This window comes from Vibrio hippocampi (assembly GCF_921292975.1).
In the GTDB taxonomy this organism is placed as follows: Bacteria; Pseudomonadota; Gammaproteobacteria; order Enterobacterales; family Vibrionaceae; genus Vibrio; species Vibrio hippocampi.
In genome coordinates, this window is the sequence record NZ_CAKLCM010000003.1 from 213754 (window position 1) to 231155 (window position 17402).

The 17402-nt window shown below is 40.9% G+C and carries 8 protein-coding genes and 1 pseudogene; 6 read left to right on the forward strand and 3 right to left on the reverse strand.

The features are described from left to right. The first annotated feature begins 72 nt into the window (after nt 1-72). The 5 genes and pseudogenes from L9Q39_RS14040 (at nt 73) to L9Q39_RS14060 (ending at nt 10007) form a co-directional block, all read left to right on the forward strand. On the forward strand, nt 73-1254 hold the full coding sequence (locus L9Q39_RS14040) for a carbohydrate porin (protein WP_237485737.1): 1182 nt from the start codon (nt 73-75) through the stop codon (nt 1252-1254). A gap of 266 nt (nt 1255-1520) precedes the next feature. After that, the gene (locus L9Q39_RS14045; protein WP_237485738.1) at nt 1521-3788 is read left to right on the forward strand and encodes an endo-1,4-beta-xylanase; all 2268 of its coding nucleotides are present in this window, start codon (nt 1521-1523) and stop codon (nt 3786-3788) included. A gap of 756 nt (nt 3789-4544) precedes the next feature. Continuing rightward, on the forward strand, nt 4545-6917 hold the full coding sequence (locus L9Q39_RS14050; protein WP_237485739.1) for a glycoside hydrolase family 3 N-terminal domain-containing protein: 2373 nt from the start codon (nt 4545-4547) through the stop codon (nt 6915-6917). A gap of 508 nt (nt 6918-7425) precedes the next feature. Then, nucleotides 7426-8334, forward strand: coding sequence for an N-acetylglucosamine kinase (gene nagK, locus L9Q39_RS14055; RefSeq protein ID WP_237485740.1), 909 nt, complete (start codon nt 7426-7428; stop codon nt 8332-8334). 336 nt (nt 8335-8670) lie between these two features. Further along, nucleotides 8671-10007, forward strand: a pseudogene (locus tag L9Q39_RS14060) (IS4 family transposase). An 82-nt stretch (nt 10008-10089) separates the two neighbouring features. On the opposite strand, the gene L9Q39_RS14065 reads toward L9Q39_RS14060, so the two are convergent. From L9Q39_RS14065 to L9Q39_RS14075, 3 genes are all read right to left on the reverse strand, one after another. Further along, nucleotides 10090-12381 (reverse strand): glycoside hydrolase family 9 protein, encoded by a 2292-nt coding sequence (locus L9Q39_RS14065; protein WP_237487028.1) that lies wholly within the window; start codon nt 12379-12381, stop codon nt 10090-10092. Between the two features lie 363 nt (nt 12382-12744). Then, nucleotides 12745-13236 carry a carbohydrate binding domain-containing protein gene (locus L9Q39_RS14070; RefSeq protein WP_237485741.1) on the reverse strand — a complete coding sequence of 164 codons (492 nt, stop codon included), beginning with the start codon at nt 13234-13236 and terminating at the stop codon, nt 12745-12747. Nucleotides 13237-13467: 231 nt separating this feature from the next. Then, nucleotides 13468-15447: a methyl-accepting chemotaxis protein gene (locus tag L9Q39_RS14075; protein WP_237485742.1), complete on the reverse strand. Its 1980-nt coding sequence runs from the start codon at nt 15445-15447 to the stop codon at nt 13468-13470. A gap of 594 nt (nt 15448-16041) precedes the next feature. On the opposite strand from L9Q39_RS14075, the gene L9Q39_RS14080 reads away from it, so the two are divergent. Continuing rightward, on the forward strand, nt 16042-17397 hold the full coding sequence (locus L9Q39_RS14080) for a GH1 family beta-glucosidase (RefSeq protein ID WP_237485743.1): 1356 nt from the start codon (nt 16042-16044) through the stop codon (nt 17395-17397). The last annotated feature ends 5 nt before the right edge of the window (nt 17398-17402 follow it).

The window sequence follows — 17402 nt, forward strand, 5'->3', positions numbered from 1 at the left end:
TAAGAACAAAAATAGATAGACTTTGGCTGAAATATATCGACAACGTCTATCCACAATATAGGGGTTTTTAGAATGAAAAAAAATGAAATATTAGTTTTAGCAAGTGTTGCAATAGCGTCTGTTGTCCTTCCGCATTTAGGAGTAGCCGCAGAAGTAGATTTCAGTGGTTATGCACGTTATGGAGCACACTATCAAGCAGGTGACAAACAGTATGTCGAGGTGGGGACTACGGGGCGTTCATTAGGTCGACTTGGTAATGAAGTTAACGGTGGAGAATTCCAACTGTCTACTACCTTTGAAGGCGGCAATGGCGCCCAATGGGATCTCGTCGTGCTATTTGATAACTGGGCTCATGAAGATTGGAGTTCACCTGGCGGTGTTGACTTGAAAAAGGCGTATGCCGGAGTAAAAAACATTATTCCCTCACAACCACAGATGTACTTTTGGGCTGGTCGAGATTTTCATGGGCGTGCGACTCAAAGCTTGAATGACTACTACTACCTCACCCATGATGGTCAAGGTGGTGGCTTTAAAGATCTTGATTTAGGAGCAGGTCTGTTTGATCTGGGGTTTGTTGGAAATGTGAAAAACGGCGATGGTGGTTCACTAGGTAGTGATGAGGGTTCCTATGCTTTGACAACTAAGTTTCACGGAGTCGAAACCTTCGTAGGTACAATGGATTTCTATGCAAACTATGGCTTTACCTCCGAAGCAGGAGATCCATCATTACGTGATAGAAAACCGTGGCAAGTAGCAGCGACGCTAGATATTGGAGGTAATCACAAAGCGATCGTGCGTTATTCAGAGGATTCAGACAATACAGTTTTGATTCAACCTTGGGATTTTTCATCGGAAGAAGATGATTTGCAAATTATTTTTGCAAGCTTGGAAGGAACTTTTAATAAAGGTAATCCTTTATCAGTACAATATTTAATATCATATAAAGAATTTGCTGGAATGGAAGGTACTGAACCAAGAGATAAAAATGAATATGCGGCAATTGTACGTCCAATGTACTCATGGAACGATATTCATTCTACATGGTTTGAAGCGGGTTATGCAGTGGAAGACTTCGAAAATGGCAATGAGAAAAAGGGTTGGAAAACAACAATTTCGCAAAACATTTCTTTGGGTGGTCTGTCGTGGAGTCGTCCAATGCTGCGTTTCTATGTAACGATGGGTGAAGTGGATGACTTTGATAGCACTAAATATGATACATTAAGTTATGGTGCAATGTTTGAAGCTTGGTGGTAATACGATAATATATTCCTCTCACTCCAGAATAGATTGATATTTTCAACTGGTAATAAAGCGCCTTATATTATTAGGCGCTTTATATTAGATGATATTACTTGCGAAGAGTTATATATTTAAATTGTTGGTGTTTCTCAGCTAGTTAAATTTCATCCTATCCTACTTAGATGTTTGTAGCTTACATGATTTGATGGTTTCGAATTATTAATGTCAGTTGTTTAGATGTGGTGTTAGCTTTTCTTCGACCCTGAGTAATAAGAATTAAAATGAAAATTAAAATGAAAACCAATAAACTCGCCGTACTTGCAATTATAGCCGTGGTGTCATGCGGTCATGCAACCGCAACAACGCAAGCTGAAAATAGAGGAGATATGGATATGATTCAATCACCAAGCGTGATAGAAGTGCCTTTGAGATTTTTAGCAGAAAAAGTAGGTCTTGCTGTCGGTACAGCTTTTGAAACACGACACCTAAATGATCCTGAATTTAGAGAGACAGTGGCGAAAGAGTTCTCTCAAATCACACCTGAAAACGAAATGAAGTTCTCATATGTTCAACCAGAACGTGGCAAGTTTCAATTTGATAAAGCGGACGAAATAGTAAAGTTTGCTCTTGATAATGAAATGGTTGTTAAAGGTCATGCGCTAGTGTGGCATATTCAAAACCCAAACTGGCTTGTTGAGAATGAATGGTCAAAACAAGAGTTAACTGAAATTTTAGAAAACCATATTAAAACGGTGGTCTCACATTACAAAGGAAAGGTGAAATACTGGGATGTGGTTAATGAAGCATTTGATGACAATGGCGGCTTCCGCGAAACACTTTGGTATAATTCATTAGGAGAAGAATATATAGAGATGGCGTTTAGGTTTGCTCATGAGGCAGATCCGGATGCTATCTTATTTTATAATGACTATTCAACAGAAGGGATGAACGCTAAAGCAAATGCTGTTTACCGCCATGTCAAAAAACTTGTAGAAAAGGGCGTTCCGATTCATGGTGTTGGTACTCAGCTCCATTTGAATTCTGATGGTCCTATCAGTGATGTCTCGATTGCTCGTAACATAGAGCGGCTATCTGATTTAGGCATGGTCATGCATTTTACCGAGATTGATGTGAGATTGCGTGATACTGACGGCCGCAGTGCGCTACTTGACCAAGCCAAACGTTATGAGCTGTTAATGAAGCTTGCGGTGTTCTACCCACAAGTCGATGTTTATACCACTTGGGGGGTGACCGATAAATATTCTTGGGTGCCGAGCTGGTTTCAAGGCTATGGTAGGCCTTTAATGTTCGACGAAAATTATCAGCCTAAGCCCGCATACAACGCTGTTCATCAAGTGTTAGAAGATGCTGTTGATGGTAGCTTTAATTATAAACCTGCTACGGACCTAAGTCAGGTTCAGCGTCATGTACAAGTATTTAATGCCAAAGAGTTATCAACTACAAAGTTTGATGCTAAAGAGGTGGTTTACTATCCATTTGCCTTCAACCAACTTGGTGGACGCAACCAAACCTTACCTGAGAGTGCAGATGTAAACGGCAAGTGGGCGGTGGGGTATCATAAAAATCAATTAATTGGTCAAGTGTTACGACACGATAATAAGACGATTACCAATCATAAGCTAGCGCACGAGAATGATAACGTAGAAGTGTTCATTCGTATTGGTGATAAGTTTTGGCAATTACGTTCGATTGTTGGGCATGATTTTTCTACGATAGACTTTCCAGGGAAAGTGCATGGTGAATGGAATGAGGATGGCAGCATATTCGAATTCGTGTTCGAATTGGATGATTATGAAGACTTAGTCGGAGAAACTATAGGGTTTAATATCGGGATGTCTGATAATGATGGCCAAACCAATACCGGTACTCGCCATGCACAGTTATATCCTCTCGCTGGCTCAAATATTGGTTGGCAAGGTGAAGAGTTTGGGGAGTTGTTCATGACTGGACAAAATGCTGTGGTTACAGCTATCCCTATTTCATTGCCACCTACCTTCATTGCAAAGAGCTTAACTAGTAAGCCAGAGAACGCGTCGTCAGCGGTTTGGCAGGAAGGCTTCCACTACTCACTAGCTTTCAACCAACTGAATCAGAAAGATATGTCGACCTCACCGCAGTCGATTGGGGGAACTTGGTCATTGGGTCACTATGACAATTGGTTGTATGGTGTGGTTAATCGCAATGATGACGTTACTGTCACATCAATGGATGAGTCATATCTCAACGATAATATTGAAATTTTCATGCAACTTGGTAATGAGCTAGTGCAACTGCGAACGACCGTTGGGCGAGATTTTGAAAAAAATCGTTATCCACGACAGATAAAAGCGAACTGGAATAAGGAGGGGACTCAGATGTTCTTTGCAATTGAACTTGATAAGCCGGTAGAAGTTGGAAAAAGTATCTTCTGGAATATTGCTATGTCGGATAATGATAACCGTAAAGAGCGCAGTTCTCAGTTATATCCAGTCCCAGGTTCAAATATATCATACCTGGGAGAAGAATTGACGAAATTGACATTTGAATAACACTCACTAGCGGCACCTATATGTAGCTATTTTAATACAACAATTGTATTAAAATAGCTATAGACTAGCATTGAAAAACAACTGGCTATTGATCAGGTATATCTATTTGGATACTTTTATAATTTGAATGAGTCTCCGGTTTTGACTTGACTACAATTACATAAATAATATGTTGATTTTTAGTTGCACTGTGTAATGCAAGGTTTATATTTTTTTTCATAAACAGATTGAGCATTTTTGGAACGCAAGATTAACCTCTCGCCTATCGGAATGGGTTGTTATTAATTTGCTAATTTCTGGGTGACTAAAATTTTATGAGCACCATATTGCAATAATCTAAGGGAGATAGAACAAACTGCGAAGCTGAATACTCTTGCAGGAAGCACCTGCTTGCACGAATCTTCATATTTGTAATTATATCAACCTATATCTAATTTTGGTTTTTGTGATCTAACAATCATTGCCAAATCCAAATGCAAAAAAGTACAATGTAAATTCTAGATGTCGTATACTTTTACGTAGAGGCATTTGTTATCTTTGCTTGCACATCAAAATATTGCTTTCGATTGATTTTTTAATTTATGAAACTCAAGTTGCTTTATTAGAGTGGGTTTGTTTTATGACAGGTTTCTTGTCAATATGTTAAGTTGTTTTAGCAATGAAAATTATTAGCAGAGGTACGTGAAAAAGTTTCTTATTTTAAGTTTTTTCTATGTGCATTTGTCCAGAAAATAATATTAATAGGTTCTATAATTCATGAACATTTATCAAAACTCTAATTACTCGACCTCAGAACGTGTAGAAAATCTGCTAAGTTTAATGACGTTTGAGGAAAAAGTTGCACAGATGGGGGCTCAATGGCTTCTACTTGATGCTCACGGTAACCACTCTGAACGCGAATTAGAAATGGCAAGCAATGCAGAAAAGCCGACTATAAAAGAGCGGTTGCGTCACGGACTAGGACAAATTACCCGACCACTTGGAACGCATTCAGTCTCTGCTGTAGAAGGTGTTAAGGCGCTCAATAGTCTACAAAAGTATTTGGTAGAAGAGACTCGTCTTGGTATTCCAGCCATATCTCATGAAGAGTGTTTAGTTGGTCTCATGGCTAAAGAAGCAACACTGTTTCCGTCGTCATTAAACTACGGGCATACTTGGAATCCTGAGCTAATGAAGTCCGTGGGTGAATGCATTCGTGATGAGGTTAAGCAAGTTGGTGCCAAGCAAGGTCTTGCCCCGGTCCTTGATGTTTCGCGTGACGTGCGTTGGGGACGTACAGAAGAAACACTAGGCGAGGATCCATACCATGTTGGTGTGATGGCGACTAAGTATGTTGAGGGTCTGCAAGGTGAAAAGCGTGACTTGCTGGCGACCTTAAAGCATTATGTCGGTCACTCATATAGTGAAGGGGCTCGTAACCATGCGCCGGTTAATCTCGGTTTTAAAGAACTCAACGACACCTTCTTATTGCCTTTTGAAATGGCGGTCAAATTAGGCAAAGCAAGATCAATTATGCCCGCATACCATGATATTGATGGTGAAGCGTGTCATGGTTCGCACTTCTTACTGACTGAAGTCCTTAGAAACCAGTGGGGCTTTGACGGTTTAATTGTTGCTGACTACGGCGGTATTGATCTATTAGCTGCTCATCACCACGTTGCTGAGGATGGTGCTGGCGCCGCTGCATTGGCATTTAATGCGGGTTTAGATGTTGAGCTGCCTGATGATGCATGCACATCTCGCCTTGCTCTTGCCGTAGAAAAAAAACTTATCTCGTTGGAAAAGATTGACGAAATTGTGCGTCGTATTTTAACGGTCAAGTTTGATTTAGGATTATTCGAAAATCCGTATACCGATGCAGAGAATATTGAACTCAAAAAAGAGAGTACAATATCAGTTGCATACCAAACGGCACTCGAATCAATTACCTTGCTTGAAAATGATGGCACTCTACCTCTCGCTCAAGATACCAAGCTAGGAGTTTTGGGGGCAACAGCAAACGACCAACTTGCACTGTTAGGTGGCTATAGTTTCCCTGTGCATTTAATTTTGAGTAATGTTGAAGATGATGCCAAAGTTGCATTGACGATTCTTGATGGGTTGCGGCAGAAGTTTTCTTCAGTGAAATATCAAAAAGGCTGCGATATTTTAACAGAGCGGCATGCTAACGCGCCAGTATTCCCTGGCGATGTTGATATGGCTGTAGAGCAGAATATGGAATCGCCAGTATCTAAAGATGCTAGTAATATACCCGCGGCGATTACCGATGTTTGTGATGCCGATGTTCTTTTAGTTTGCGTGGGCGACTTAGCAGGTTTGTTTCAAACAGGTACAGTAGGTGAAGGCTCAGATACTGATTCTCTAGATTTACCTGGTGTACAGCAAGAGCTTATTGATCAGGCGTTAGCAACAGGCAAACCGGTAGTGGTTTTAGTTAGTGGAGGTCGCCCATACAATCTTGGTGGAGCGGAAGAAAAGGCGGCGGCTGTTATTATGGCTTGGGCACCTGGTCAAGAAGGTGCAAGAGCCATTGCGGACGTGCTAGCAGGCGACAAATCACCCTCTGGTCGCTTGACTCTGTCTATTCCGAAAAATGTCGGTGCGATTCCATATTTCTATAACCATAAGCTTAAATCTAGTGGTACTCCGATTGCTTATCATTTTGGTTCCAAATATTGTTTTGGCTACGGTCTAAGCTATGCCAATTTCGATTACCAAGCAGTTGAGGTGGTCAATAAAGAAGTGGAGATGCATGCTAGCGTGCAAATTAGTGCTGTTATTCACAATAGCAGTGAAGTCGACGGTGAAGAAGTTGTGCAACTTTATGTTAGAGATAAACATGCGTCAGTCGTAAAACCGATACGCGAGCTAAAAGGCTTTAAGAAATTACTAATCCCTGCTGGTGCAACACGCAAAGTGGAATTTTCTTTGCCGACAGATATGCTGAATTTGACCGATCAATCTAATCGCCGTGTCGTTGAACCGGGCGAGTTTGAAATTATGATTGGACGCTCCTCAAAGGACATTATCTTTTCTCAAACAATTAATCTAATCGGTGATAAATATACATTGCCGAAATATTGGCGGATGGAATGTCTTGCTGAAGTGACAGTTATCGACACATTATAAGGATAAAAACGCCATCGCGGCTTTTCCTAGAAAGCCGCTTTTATCTTCAAGAAGAAATGCCCTATCTATGGTCACCCATACTCTATTCGTTTGATTGATTTTTGTTGTTTATCTTTCCAAATATATGTTTATTTCTGGCGATGCGACATGCGGAAACGATAGTTTATGCCTATATGAGTTGAGTTTTAGGACGAACTCTTTAAGCGATTTAACTCTACTTTCATTCACTGGTTTCAATTATGTATTCCTGTTATGAAGAAAGATAAATGTTGAGTTCAAGTTGCTCAGTTTGAATTTAGTGCAAAGCATTAAGTAGACAAGGGTAAATCATAAGTGTGACATATACCACATCAATAATATTTGCACGCCTTATCAATTGACTATTTTTTACGTTAAATAGCCACATAACACTTGAAATTCATTTTCAATTTATCAATTCACGTTGAGTTAGTGTGTGCAGAGGATTTGGTGAAATGCAATTTTGTTTGTAGAACAAAGGAGAAACTAAATGTATTACGGTTTTGATGTAGGGGGCACCAAGATTGAGTTTGGTGCGTTTGATCAATCATTAAAACGAGTCGCTACTGAGCGTGTACCGACTCCTGGACACGACTATGACTTACTGATTGATCAGTTGGCACAACTGGTGCTGAAGTACGATGAACAGTTTGATGCAAAGGGTATGGTGGGTATTGGTATTCCGGGGGTGGAAGATGTAAACACCCAGACGGTATTAACGGTGAATGTTCCTTGTGCTAACCAAAGAACGTTGCGCCTCGATCTTGAAGCTAGGATTGATCGTCGAGTGGCACTCGAGAATGATGCTAACTGCTTTGCACTCTCGGAAGCGTGGGACGATGAACTAAAAGATATGCCTTCAGTCATGGGCTTAATTCTCGGTACAGGCTTTGGCGGAGGTCTTATTTTTAGCGGTAAAGTATTTTCAGGTTTTAATCACGTCGCAGGTGAGTTAGGTCACACTCGGTTACCGGTAGATGCGTGGTTGTTATTACGCGAACATGCTCCACTACTGGATTGTGGTTGCGGTAAGACGGGTTGCTTAGACAGCTATTTATCTGGACGCGGTTTCGAGCTTCTATATGCACACTTTGCTGGGACAGAACGTGAAGCAATTGATATTGTTGATGATTACTACAAAGGCGAGCAATTTGCGTTGTCGTTTGTTGATATATTTATTGAGATGGTGGCTATGTGCTTTGCCAACCTATTTACCGCTCATGATCCTCACATAGTGGCGCTGGGTGGCGGGTTATCGAACTTTTCTTTGTTGTATGAAGAGTTACCAAAGCGTATTCCTAAATACTTATTGCCAGTGGCAAAATGTCCAAGAATCATAAAAGCGAAGCATGGTGATTCTGGTGGGGTACGTGGTGCGGCTTTCCTAAATATTATTTGACCAAGATGGATATTAAAGAGAAGTATTGTAAGACTCACATTTAGCTACCTATTTGCAAAGGTAGCCTAGTGACGATTCAGCATCGATATTTCCTTTCCCCAGGTTAGAAAAATTCACATTCAATGCGGAAATTGTTGTTTCGCAAACATCATAGAGAAGCTAGCTATCAATGGATAGCGTTCTTCCAATAATAAGGCTAGATTGAGATTACTCCTTTAGCCTAGTCCTAAAAAATAACCCCACTAAAAAGTGCAATGTAGATCAGAGAAGGATCGGTTAACCGATCCTTCTGATGAGAGACAATCGGAACCCTGTTTTTAGGTTTCTGATTTTTTTATGTCTATTCAAAACTGTTTTGCCAATTTCCTCGAAGAAAGCCCTGTTGATGTAGCTCAACTCACCACTTTCTCTGAACATATCCCCGATGAGTGGGTTGCTAAGGCGGCAGCTCTTTCTGATAAAGCAACTATCCGACGACGCCGATTACCAAGTGACATGGTTTTTTGGTTAATTGTCGGCATGGCCTTCTTCCGCAATGAACCTATTGCCGAAGTCGCACGAAGAATGAATGTCTGTGCGGATGGTTTAGCTGATGAAGAGCTGTTAGCCAAAAGTACTTTAACCCAGGCAAGGCAACGTTTGGGCAAAGCTGCACCAGAGTGGCTGTTTAAGCAATGTGGACGGACGTGGGGTCTTGAACGATACCGTGATGATACGTGGCAAGGATTACAAGTTTTGCTGTAGACGGTGCTCTTTTTCGAACTGCGGATACTCCCGAACTTAGAGAGCACTTTGGCTCGGGTAATACCTCTAGCACCAGACAAACACCGCATCCAGTACTAAGAGTTGTGACTATAATGAATGTCCGCTCTCATGTCATCGTTGACGCCGCCATAAGCCCCTATCGGCGTGGTGAAATCCCGCTTGCTATGCCCTTCATCGACTCTTTGCCAGATAACTCTGTGACGTTATTGGATAAAGGGTTTTACGGTGCAGACTTACTTCTCTCTCTTCAAAATAGCGGTATTAATAGGCATTGGTTAATACCAGCAAGGAAGGGGCTGAAATACACACTTCTAGATGAAGAAGAAAGTAATGACATGCTCATCGAAATGAAAGTCTCTCTGCAAGCTCGCAAAAAGAACCCTAGCTTACCTGAGAAATGGCAAGTCAGAGCGGTGACCTACGAAGTACAAGGTAAACAGAAAACCGTTTTTACCTCCCTTCCTAGAACAAACTACGACGCGAAGGCAGTAGCCGAACTCTACCATGAACGTTGGGAAATCGAATTGGGTTATCGTGATATCAAAAGCTCAATGCAACACAAAGCCCAAGTATTACGCAGCAAAACAGTAGACCTTGTTTATCAAGAACTCTGGGGGCTGTTGCTTGGTTATAACTTAGTAAGACGTGAAGCGAGTCAGGCAGCGGTTGAGCATGGAAGAATGCCGAATGAAATTAGCTTTAAATACGCTTGTCAGTTTATAGCGAGTCAACTGAAGGTGATGAGTAAAGCGATATCGCCAGGCAATACACCTAAGCGTTTAAAGAGTCTCAGGGGAGATTTATCCATCCTCTTTATAGACAAACGCCCTAAGCCTAATCGGCCTAGGGCGGTACAAATGTCAAAGACTCGCTATCCAGTTAATCGCAAAGCAGCTCCGCTTAAGTGAACTACATTGCACTAAAAAGTGGGGTTGTTGGGACTGCCAGCAATCTGAACTGCGCTACCACCTAGCAGTGCGTAACTTGGCATCACTTCAGCTTATTATCGTTTAATGCAGTGGTTATCCAAACTAAAGGAGAGTTCCAGTTAATTGTGACTTCATTTAGGCTCCAAGCCCCAATGTCATCAACATAACAAGTTTGACCTGTGCACTTACCACGAAGGTTGGTTGCTATTGGGTCGCTAAAGTTGATCGAGTTTGGACCGCCAGATAGAACACCCGCTGGTGGCTTTGGTGAATTATTGTCTGCTTGGTAGGCCCAGAATCTGTGGTGTGGATTCTGGTATGCATCTTCACCATAACCTGTCACATAAGAGTAGCTGAGAGGATTTCGACCTAATATATAATCCATAGCGTTAGTCGCCGAGACTAAAAACGCTTTCTGACCAGTGTAATCAAAACCATATACTAGAATTATCGCACGATTAACTATGTTTGAGTTAGAGCCCCAAGTATACTCTTCCACTTGATACGGCAAGCGATAGCCTTGCGTATCGACTTGTGCAGAGTATGCAGTAGCGGATTTAACAATGCTCTTTCGAGCCTGTTCAACTTGCTCTATCGGCAAGTTGTTTGGCACTAAAGCAAGACTTAACGTGCCAGCTGGAGCCATATATTGCCAAAAAAAGTCACCAGTAGACTTGATATCGCCTTTAGGCATAGCGAGGAACTCAGGGGAGTCAGTGACAAATGCACCATACTCTTTTTTACCCGTAGTAATGAATAGTTCAGCGGCTGCCCAATAGAATTCGTCTTCTAGAGTGGCGTCACCGTAAGGACCAGAACCGGTGAAGTTATCATAAGCGTACACATTTGGATTCGCTCGAGCCGCGTTCCATGCCCTTTTTGATGACGTTAAACATTGATTAGCGAAATCTCCATCTATGTTTCTCCAAATACGCGCACACTGTGCGGTTACTGCGGCAAGATTAAGTGTCGCAGAAGTACTTGGATGAGACAGTGAACGATGCTGTTTGTCGTTATGTGGTGCAGTTGGGAATCCTGTCCACTTATCGTCAGCTATTTTGTGGAATGCCATGCCACCAGCATCGATCTCAGTGAGTTTTAGATCAGAAATATTATTGTGTTGATCGCCGACTGGCGCTGGTGTCTTCTTACCAGCAGGCACCTGCATCGCCATCATGAACTCAATATTCCAACGAGCTTCGTCAAGTAGATCATTAATACCGTTACCTGATTCCGCGTGACGACCTTTGTGATCGGCGAATGGAATGCTCTGGTTGCTACTATATTGCCCACGTTCATATAAGTTGAGCAGAGTCCAAGTACTGATGCCACTATTTACTAAGTACTTACCATGGTCACCTGCATCATACCAACCTTTCGTAGCATCGAGAGAAAAATCACATCCAGGCCAGACATTACCTTTTGCATCTGTACCTTTAAAGCATGATGCAATGTCTTCTGGATGACCCGCAGGGCGCGCCAGATCCGCTCTTTGCACAAATGCCTCTTTGATCTCAATACCACTTCGGTTGTGATAGAAGTATTTAAGTGCATCTTCCGACATTTCAGCGTAGATATGTTCATTGATATCGAAAGGGTGGCTTACGTGACTACCTACAGTAACAACCAAGTTGCTATGGTTACTCGTAATGTGAGAGAAATCGATTTGATGAACGTGTTCGCCTGATGCACTATTTTCTCCAAAGACAATGGTTCTACCTTTTGTGATAACCTCACCATCTTGGTTACGCAGTTGCCATTCGAGTGGTGACTTGCTTTCAGATTGCAATACAGCAAATTTTTCTCCATTCGAGAAGTAACCTACTTGATTAGCTCTAAGCTTGCTAAAGTTACGAATGACTTCGTAAGGCTTGCCTTCGAGTGATACATTATCTACGCATACTGTTGCATTTTTATGTGCACCCAGTTGGAACTGGAAACCTACTTTAGGATCGCTTTTCGCATTGTACTTAAATTCGTATTCGTGACTATCAAAGTCAGTGCCAATATCAATATTTTTTGAAATATATTGGTTATAAGGTGCACCATCATGTTGAACGAGCATAACACCTTTAGTGTCTTTATCAGCTTTAATGTCAAATTTAACAGTATAGGTCTCACCTTTTAATAAACCAAAGCCACCTTGACCAAGAATTACGTCCCATTTGTTTGCACCCGCAGAGTGAAACGTTAAACAACCAGTGCCATCAACTGGGATTAATGTACCGCCTGCACCCCACCAATTGTTAGTGGCATCAGAAAAACTACTATTTTTTAAAAGTTGACTTGCTGGAAAGCTATCTGTGCCTGCGGCCTGTGAAGCATTGCAAAGGAAAACAGAAAGGCTTACCATGCCCAGCTTAAAAATTTTATTCACTGTATCATCTCCATAGAAGTGTGAATGAATTCGTTTCCAATTCTATAATCGCAAATCTTATTTAAAAATGGTTGTAGTCACAATGCTTAAATAGATGTCAAAGTTATAAATACTATTGCCATAAATAAAAATAGAGTTAAGTAAATAGGGGGTAATATTCCCCAAAAATAGTATTAATGGACAAATAATTATTGACAGTTAGATTAGGTGATTAACTGGTGTAGCTAATTATATGGAACGAGGTGAGTATAAAATAACAAAGTGAGGTTAAATCTTAACCTGAACTGTCCGTCGAGGGGAAACAAAAACGACACAGTAAACTGTGTCGTCACGCATTATTTAGTCACCAATAGTTAGTGACACATTATCAATGCATACCGTTGCAGGTTTGTCAGCGCCTAATTGAAACTGGAAAGTTGCTTTCGGGTCATTCTTGCTACTGTATTTGAAGCTATATTGGTGGTTTTCAAAACGGGTGTTTATTTTGATAGCCTTGTTAAAGTATTGATTATAAGGTGCGCCATCATGCTGAACTAACACAACGCCTTTAGTATTAGTATTTGCCTTGATGTCAAATGATATTGAGTATGTTTCACCTTTAATCAACCCAAATCCGCCTTGACCCAGAATAACATCCCACAAGTTGGATCCTGCATTGCCATAAGTCAAGCACCCAGCACTGCTAGCGGATTTTAGGTCACCGCCGGCCCCCCACCAGTTGCTAGTATTGTCAGAAAATGTATTGTTTTTCAGTAACTGATTTGCTGATACAGGTGCTGATAGAGCTAGTACAGAAAGGCTGATTAGACCGAGTTTAGATATGGTATTCATTATGTGTTCTCCATCGAGTGTGAATGAAATTACCCCAATACTATACAGATACATATCCTTATTAATGTGTAAGGTGTCATAGTATATTAATGGAGGTGTAAATATATAAATAACATTACGAAATATATATTTATCTGTAATTAAATGATAAATGTCAGCGGTAAAATATGTTTTCCCCTGGCTATAAATATCCTTCTAGAAAGACCACTAGTACGGTCCTTGAATAGTAAATTAGATAGTGAATCCTTTGATAGTATCTACTTGCTCTTTAGTTATGGACTCTAGGCGATCACTAATTTTATTTATTTCGTAATTTGCTTCATAGTTCTGTTCAGCGGATTCAAGGATAAGTTCCATATTGCTTGCTATGTATTCACTAGCTGCGGTTTGCTGGGTTGTGGCAACACTAATCGCTTCGTTTAGTTGTGAAAGCGACTTTACGTGTCGGCTAACAGTATCGATTTTATTTTGCACGGTAATAAAACTCTCGCTGTTCACTTTCATCGTCTCATTACACTTATCGATTTGCTGTGTTGCTGACTCGATATTGGTCTGAAGCGCATGAATCAGTTCTTGAATCTTGACTGTTGATGAGTTGGTGCGGTGTGCAAGTTTTCTCACCTCGTCCGCCACTACTGCGAAGCCTCGACCATTGTCGCCAGCTCGAGCTGCTTCAATTGCAGCATTTAACGCGAGTAAGTTAATTTGATTAGTGATGTCATCAATCACTTCTAGGATGTCAAAGATTGAAGCACTGCTTTCCGAAACCTGTTTCATACTTAGATTTGCGGTGACGAATTGTTCTGACAGTTGCTGGTTTTGCTCGTACGCTACTAGCGTAATTCCTACACTTTCCTCAACATTTTCATTCACACGCCTAACGTTACTCGACGCCTCTTCTGCGCGCGTGGCAATGTCGTTTATACTTGAGTTCATCTCTGTCATGGATTGTGTGATGATTTGGCATTGAGCTGTTTGCGATTCAGATTGGTTCAACAGTTTGCTGCCCTGTAGATGGTTGTCTTTTGATATGGACAAAATTTCAGCATTTTTGCTAGAAATGGTGGCGATAATTGCTCGCTGTGTGTCGATCGTTTTGTTGATCTGTTCTGCAATAAGACCAAATTCGTTGCTACTTTTATATTGGCAGCTATGAGTTAAATTACCCTTGGCAAGTTCACGTAACGTATTGATGATTTCAGTTAGAGGCTTTTTGATGATGTTACGGAAATAGAAACCTAGACAAGCAAAGACAATTAGCAAGGCAGGTAACAAAATTTGTCCGCCAGAGATGACAGTCCTGACACCATTTGATGCTTCTTGCAATTGCAAGTCAGCCTGATTTTGTACCTGATCTGTGGTCATTTGCAATTGTTGACTCAATAGACTGATAGATCGGTCGAAGTTAGACTTCTCGTTCAGTTGTTGTTGCTTTGTTTTTAGGTGCTGTAAGTAGTTCACCAGTAGACCATCATCATAAGTGAGTTCACCAATGACCCAAGGCACAAGACTAGACAGTTCAGTTTCACCTTTAGTGTATTTGTCTTTAGTTAATTCAGAGTATTCTTGCAGGTCCGAGAACACATATTCGGCGGTCTCTTTAGTTGACGCTAATATGGTTTCTAATTTATTGATGTTTTTAGAGTTAAGCGCTTCGATAGCACCTAGTTGAATGGATTGCATATCTTCGTTGATGGTTTCTAAAATGACCTTGGCATCTCCACTCATATTATCAGTAAACTCTTTACCTATCAGTACACTAACGCGTAAAGATAGCACTTGGAATGCTGCGATACGTTCACTTAGCTCTTGTTCTTTGTTAATAGATTGAATGTGACTATTAAGAATGTTAACTGCATTCTCATTTACTTGTAGCATGGCTTGGTTTAGTTTTATGTTCGAACGTTCAGTTTGATCATTTTGCGTATACTGCGCGATCAAATCCTGAATTACGACAACGTCTATTTCTACGGCTTCAGTAGACTGAGTAGTTAAACCACTATTAACAACCTTATTCGTTTCACTGAATAGTTGGTTAAGCTGATTGTTTTCTTTTACCATTGGGAAAGTGGTGTCAGTAACAAGTGCCATTGCTTTATTGGTACTGTCTAACTCCAACCAAACTAGGTAGCTTATAGCTGAAATGGTTACTAATATCATTGAGAAAGTACAGAGAACTAGTTTGGTTATAGACAGCTTAATTAATTTCATAACAACAACTCATGGTAAGAAATAATGAAGATGTATTATTTCAGTTATTTTATGGTTAGGAATTGTGTAAGTTCGTATGTAAGTTGTGATATCTGGTATTTTAGGCTTTAGTAACTCTAATTGTGATATGGATTTGTTCAGTAATCCGATGGAACTCAATTAAGACATTACAATCAGATTGGCTATCTTCGCCAATTTTTGATCTTTCCTTGCCCTTGACGGACTATAATTCGAAAGAATAGCCAAACCAACATAATGTGTATCGATTAATTTTCATTCCATTGCCTTAATTCATTAACAAAGTTCGAGCTTAATAGTTTAGGTGCAGCTTATGCTAATTTCTTAATACCTCCTCAATTTATAAACTTCACAACCGTAGGTTAAAATAGTGAAATAATATTCCATGAAACAATTTCATAGGGCTTATCATTCTTGTGGAGTTTTTCATATTTTAACTAACGATATCGATGGTGTTTTATTAGGTGTGACTTAGTTCACGTTGTTAGAGTTGATGTAGATTACTCTGTCCCCAAAACGAGATCAGCGAGGTGAATTATCGCTGTTTTCCAATACAGCATTTTGAAGGACATACCTATGAAATATCAGATACCAGCAGATTCTAAATTAATTGAACCCAACTTTGTATTTGGTGTTGCCACTTCTTCTTATCAGATAGAAGGTGGAGTGAGGGAAGGAGGGCGAACACCTTCAATTTGGGACACCTTTTGTCGCAAAGCGGGAGTTGTTAACAACTTCGACAACGGCGATGTTGCGTGTGATCATTATCATTTGTGGCAACACGATATAGCCATGATTGCAGACCTGGGCGTTGATGCTTATCGCTTGTCAGTGAGTTGGTCACGAATTTTACCGCAAGATGGTGTGGTGAACCCTCAAGGATTGGAGTTTTATAGCAACATCATCGATGAGTGTCATCGAAAAGGGTTGAAGGTGTACGTAACTTTATATCATTGGGACCTTCCCCAGTATTTAGAAGATAAAGGTGGATGGTTAAACCGTGAAACTGCGTACAAATTTGCCCAATATGCAGACGTCGTCAGTCAGTTTTTTGGGCATAAGATTGACGTTTATACCACGCTTAATGAACCTTTTGTTTCGGCGTTCCTTGGTTATCGTTGGGGTATACACGCACCAGGGGTAAAAGGTGATAAACAAGGGTTTCAAGCGGCTCATCATCTTATGTTAGCTCACGGTTTGGCGATGCCAGTGCTACGTCGTAATGCGCCGAACTCTCTTCACGGTCTTGTGGTGAACGTTTGTCCAGCCTATCCCGTGAACAGTACTGATGTTGCAGCTGCTGAGTTTAAGGCAGCTGACGGCTACTTGTGGTTCATTGACCCTGTTTTTACTGGGCAATATCCAGAAGTGGTATGTAAAAAATTGGTCGAATATATGCCACTGATACTCGAGGGTGACATGGAGATAATCAGTGCTCCATTAGATTATTTGGGCATTAACTATTATTCGCGTGAGGTGATTGGTACTAATCCAGATGGTCAGCCTGAAATTGCACCACAAACTGAAGCTGAGCATACTTTTATAGGTTGGGAAGTCTACCCTCGGGGGTTGACGGATGTATTGGTGTTGCTAAAGCAGCGCTATGCAAATTTACCACCAATGTATATCACTGAAAATGGCGCGGCTTGTGACGATGAGCAAGAGGGTGGCGTGATTCACGATGACCAACGTATAGCCTATTACCAAACCCATCTTACTGCCCTTGATGAAGCGATTCGTCAAGGTGTCGATATTCGTGGTTATTTTGCTTGGAGTCTTATGGATAATTTCGAGTGGGCATTTGGCTATAGCCAACGTTTTGGCATAGTGCATGTAGACTACCAAACTCAAGAAAGGACGCTGAAAAACAGTGCGTTAGCTTTTCGCGGCATGTTAAAGCAGCGCAAAAAAACAATATCGTCTAGCCAGTGAGTTTA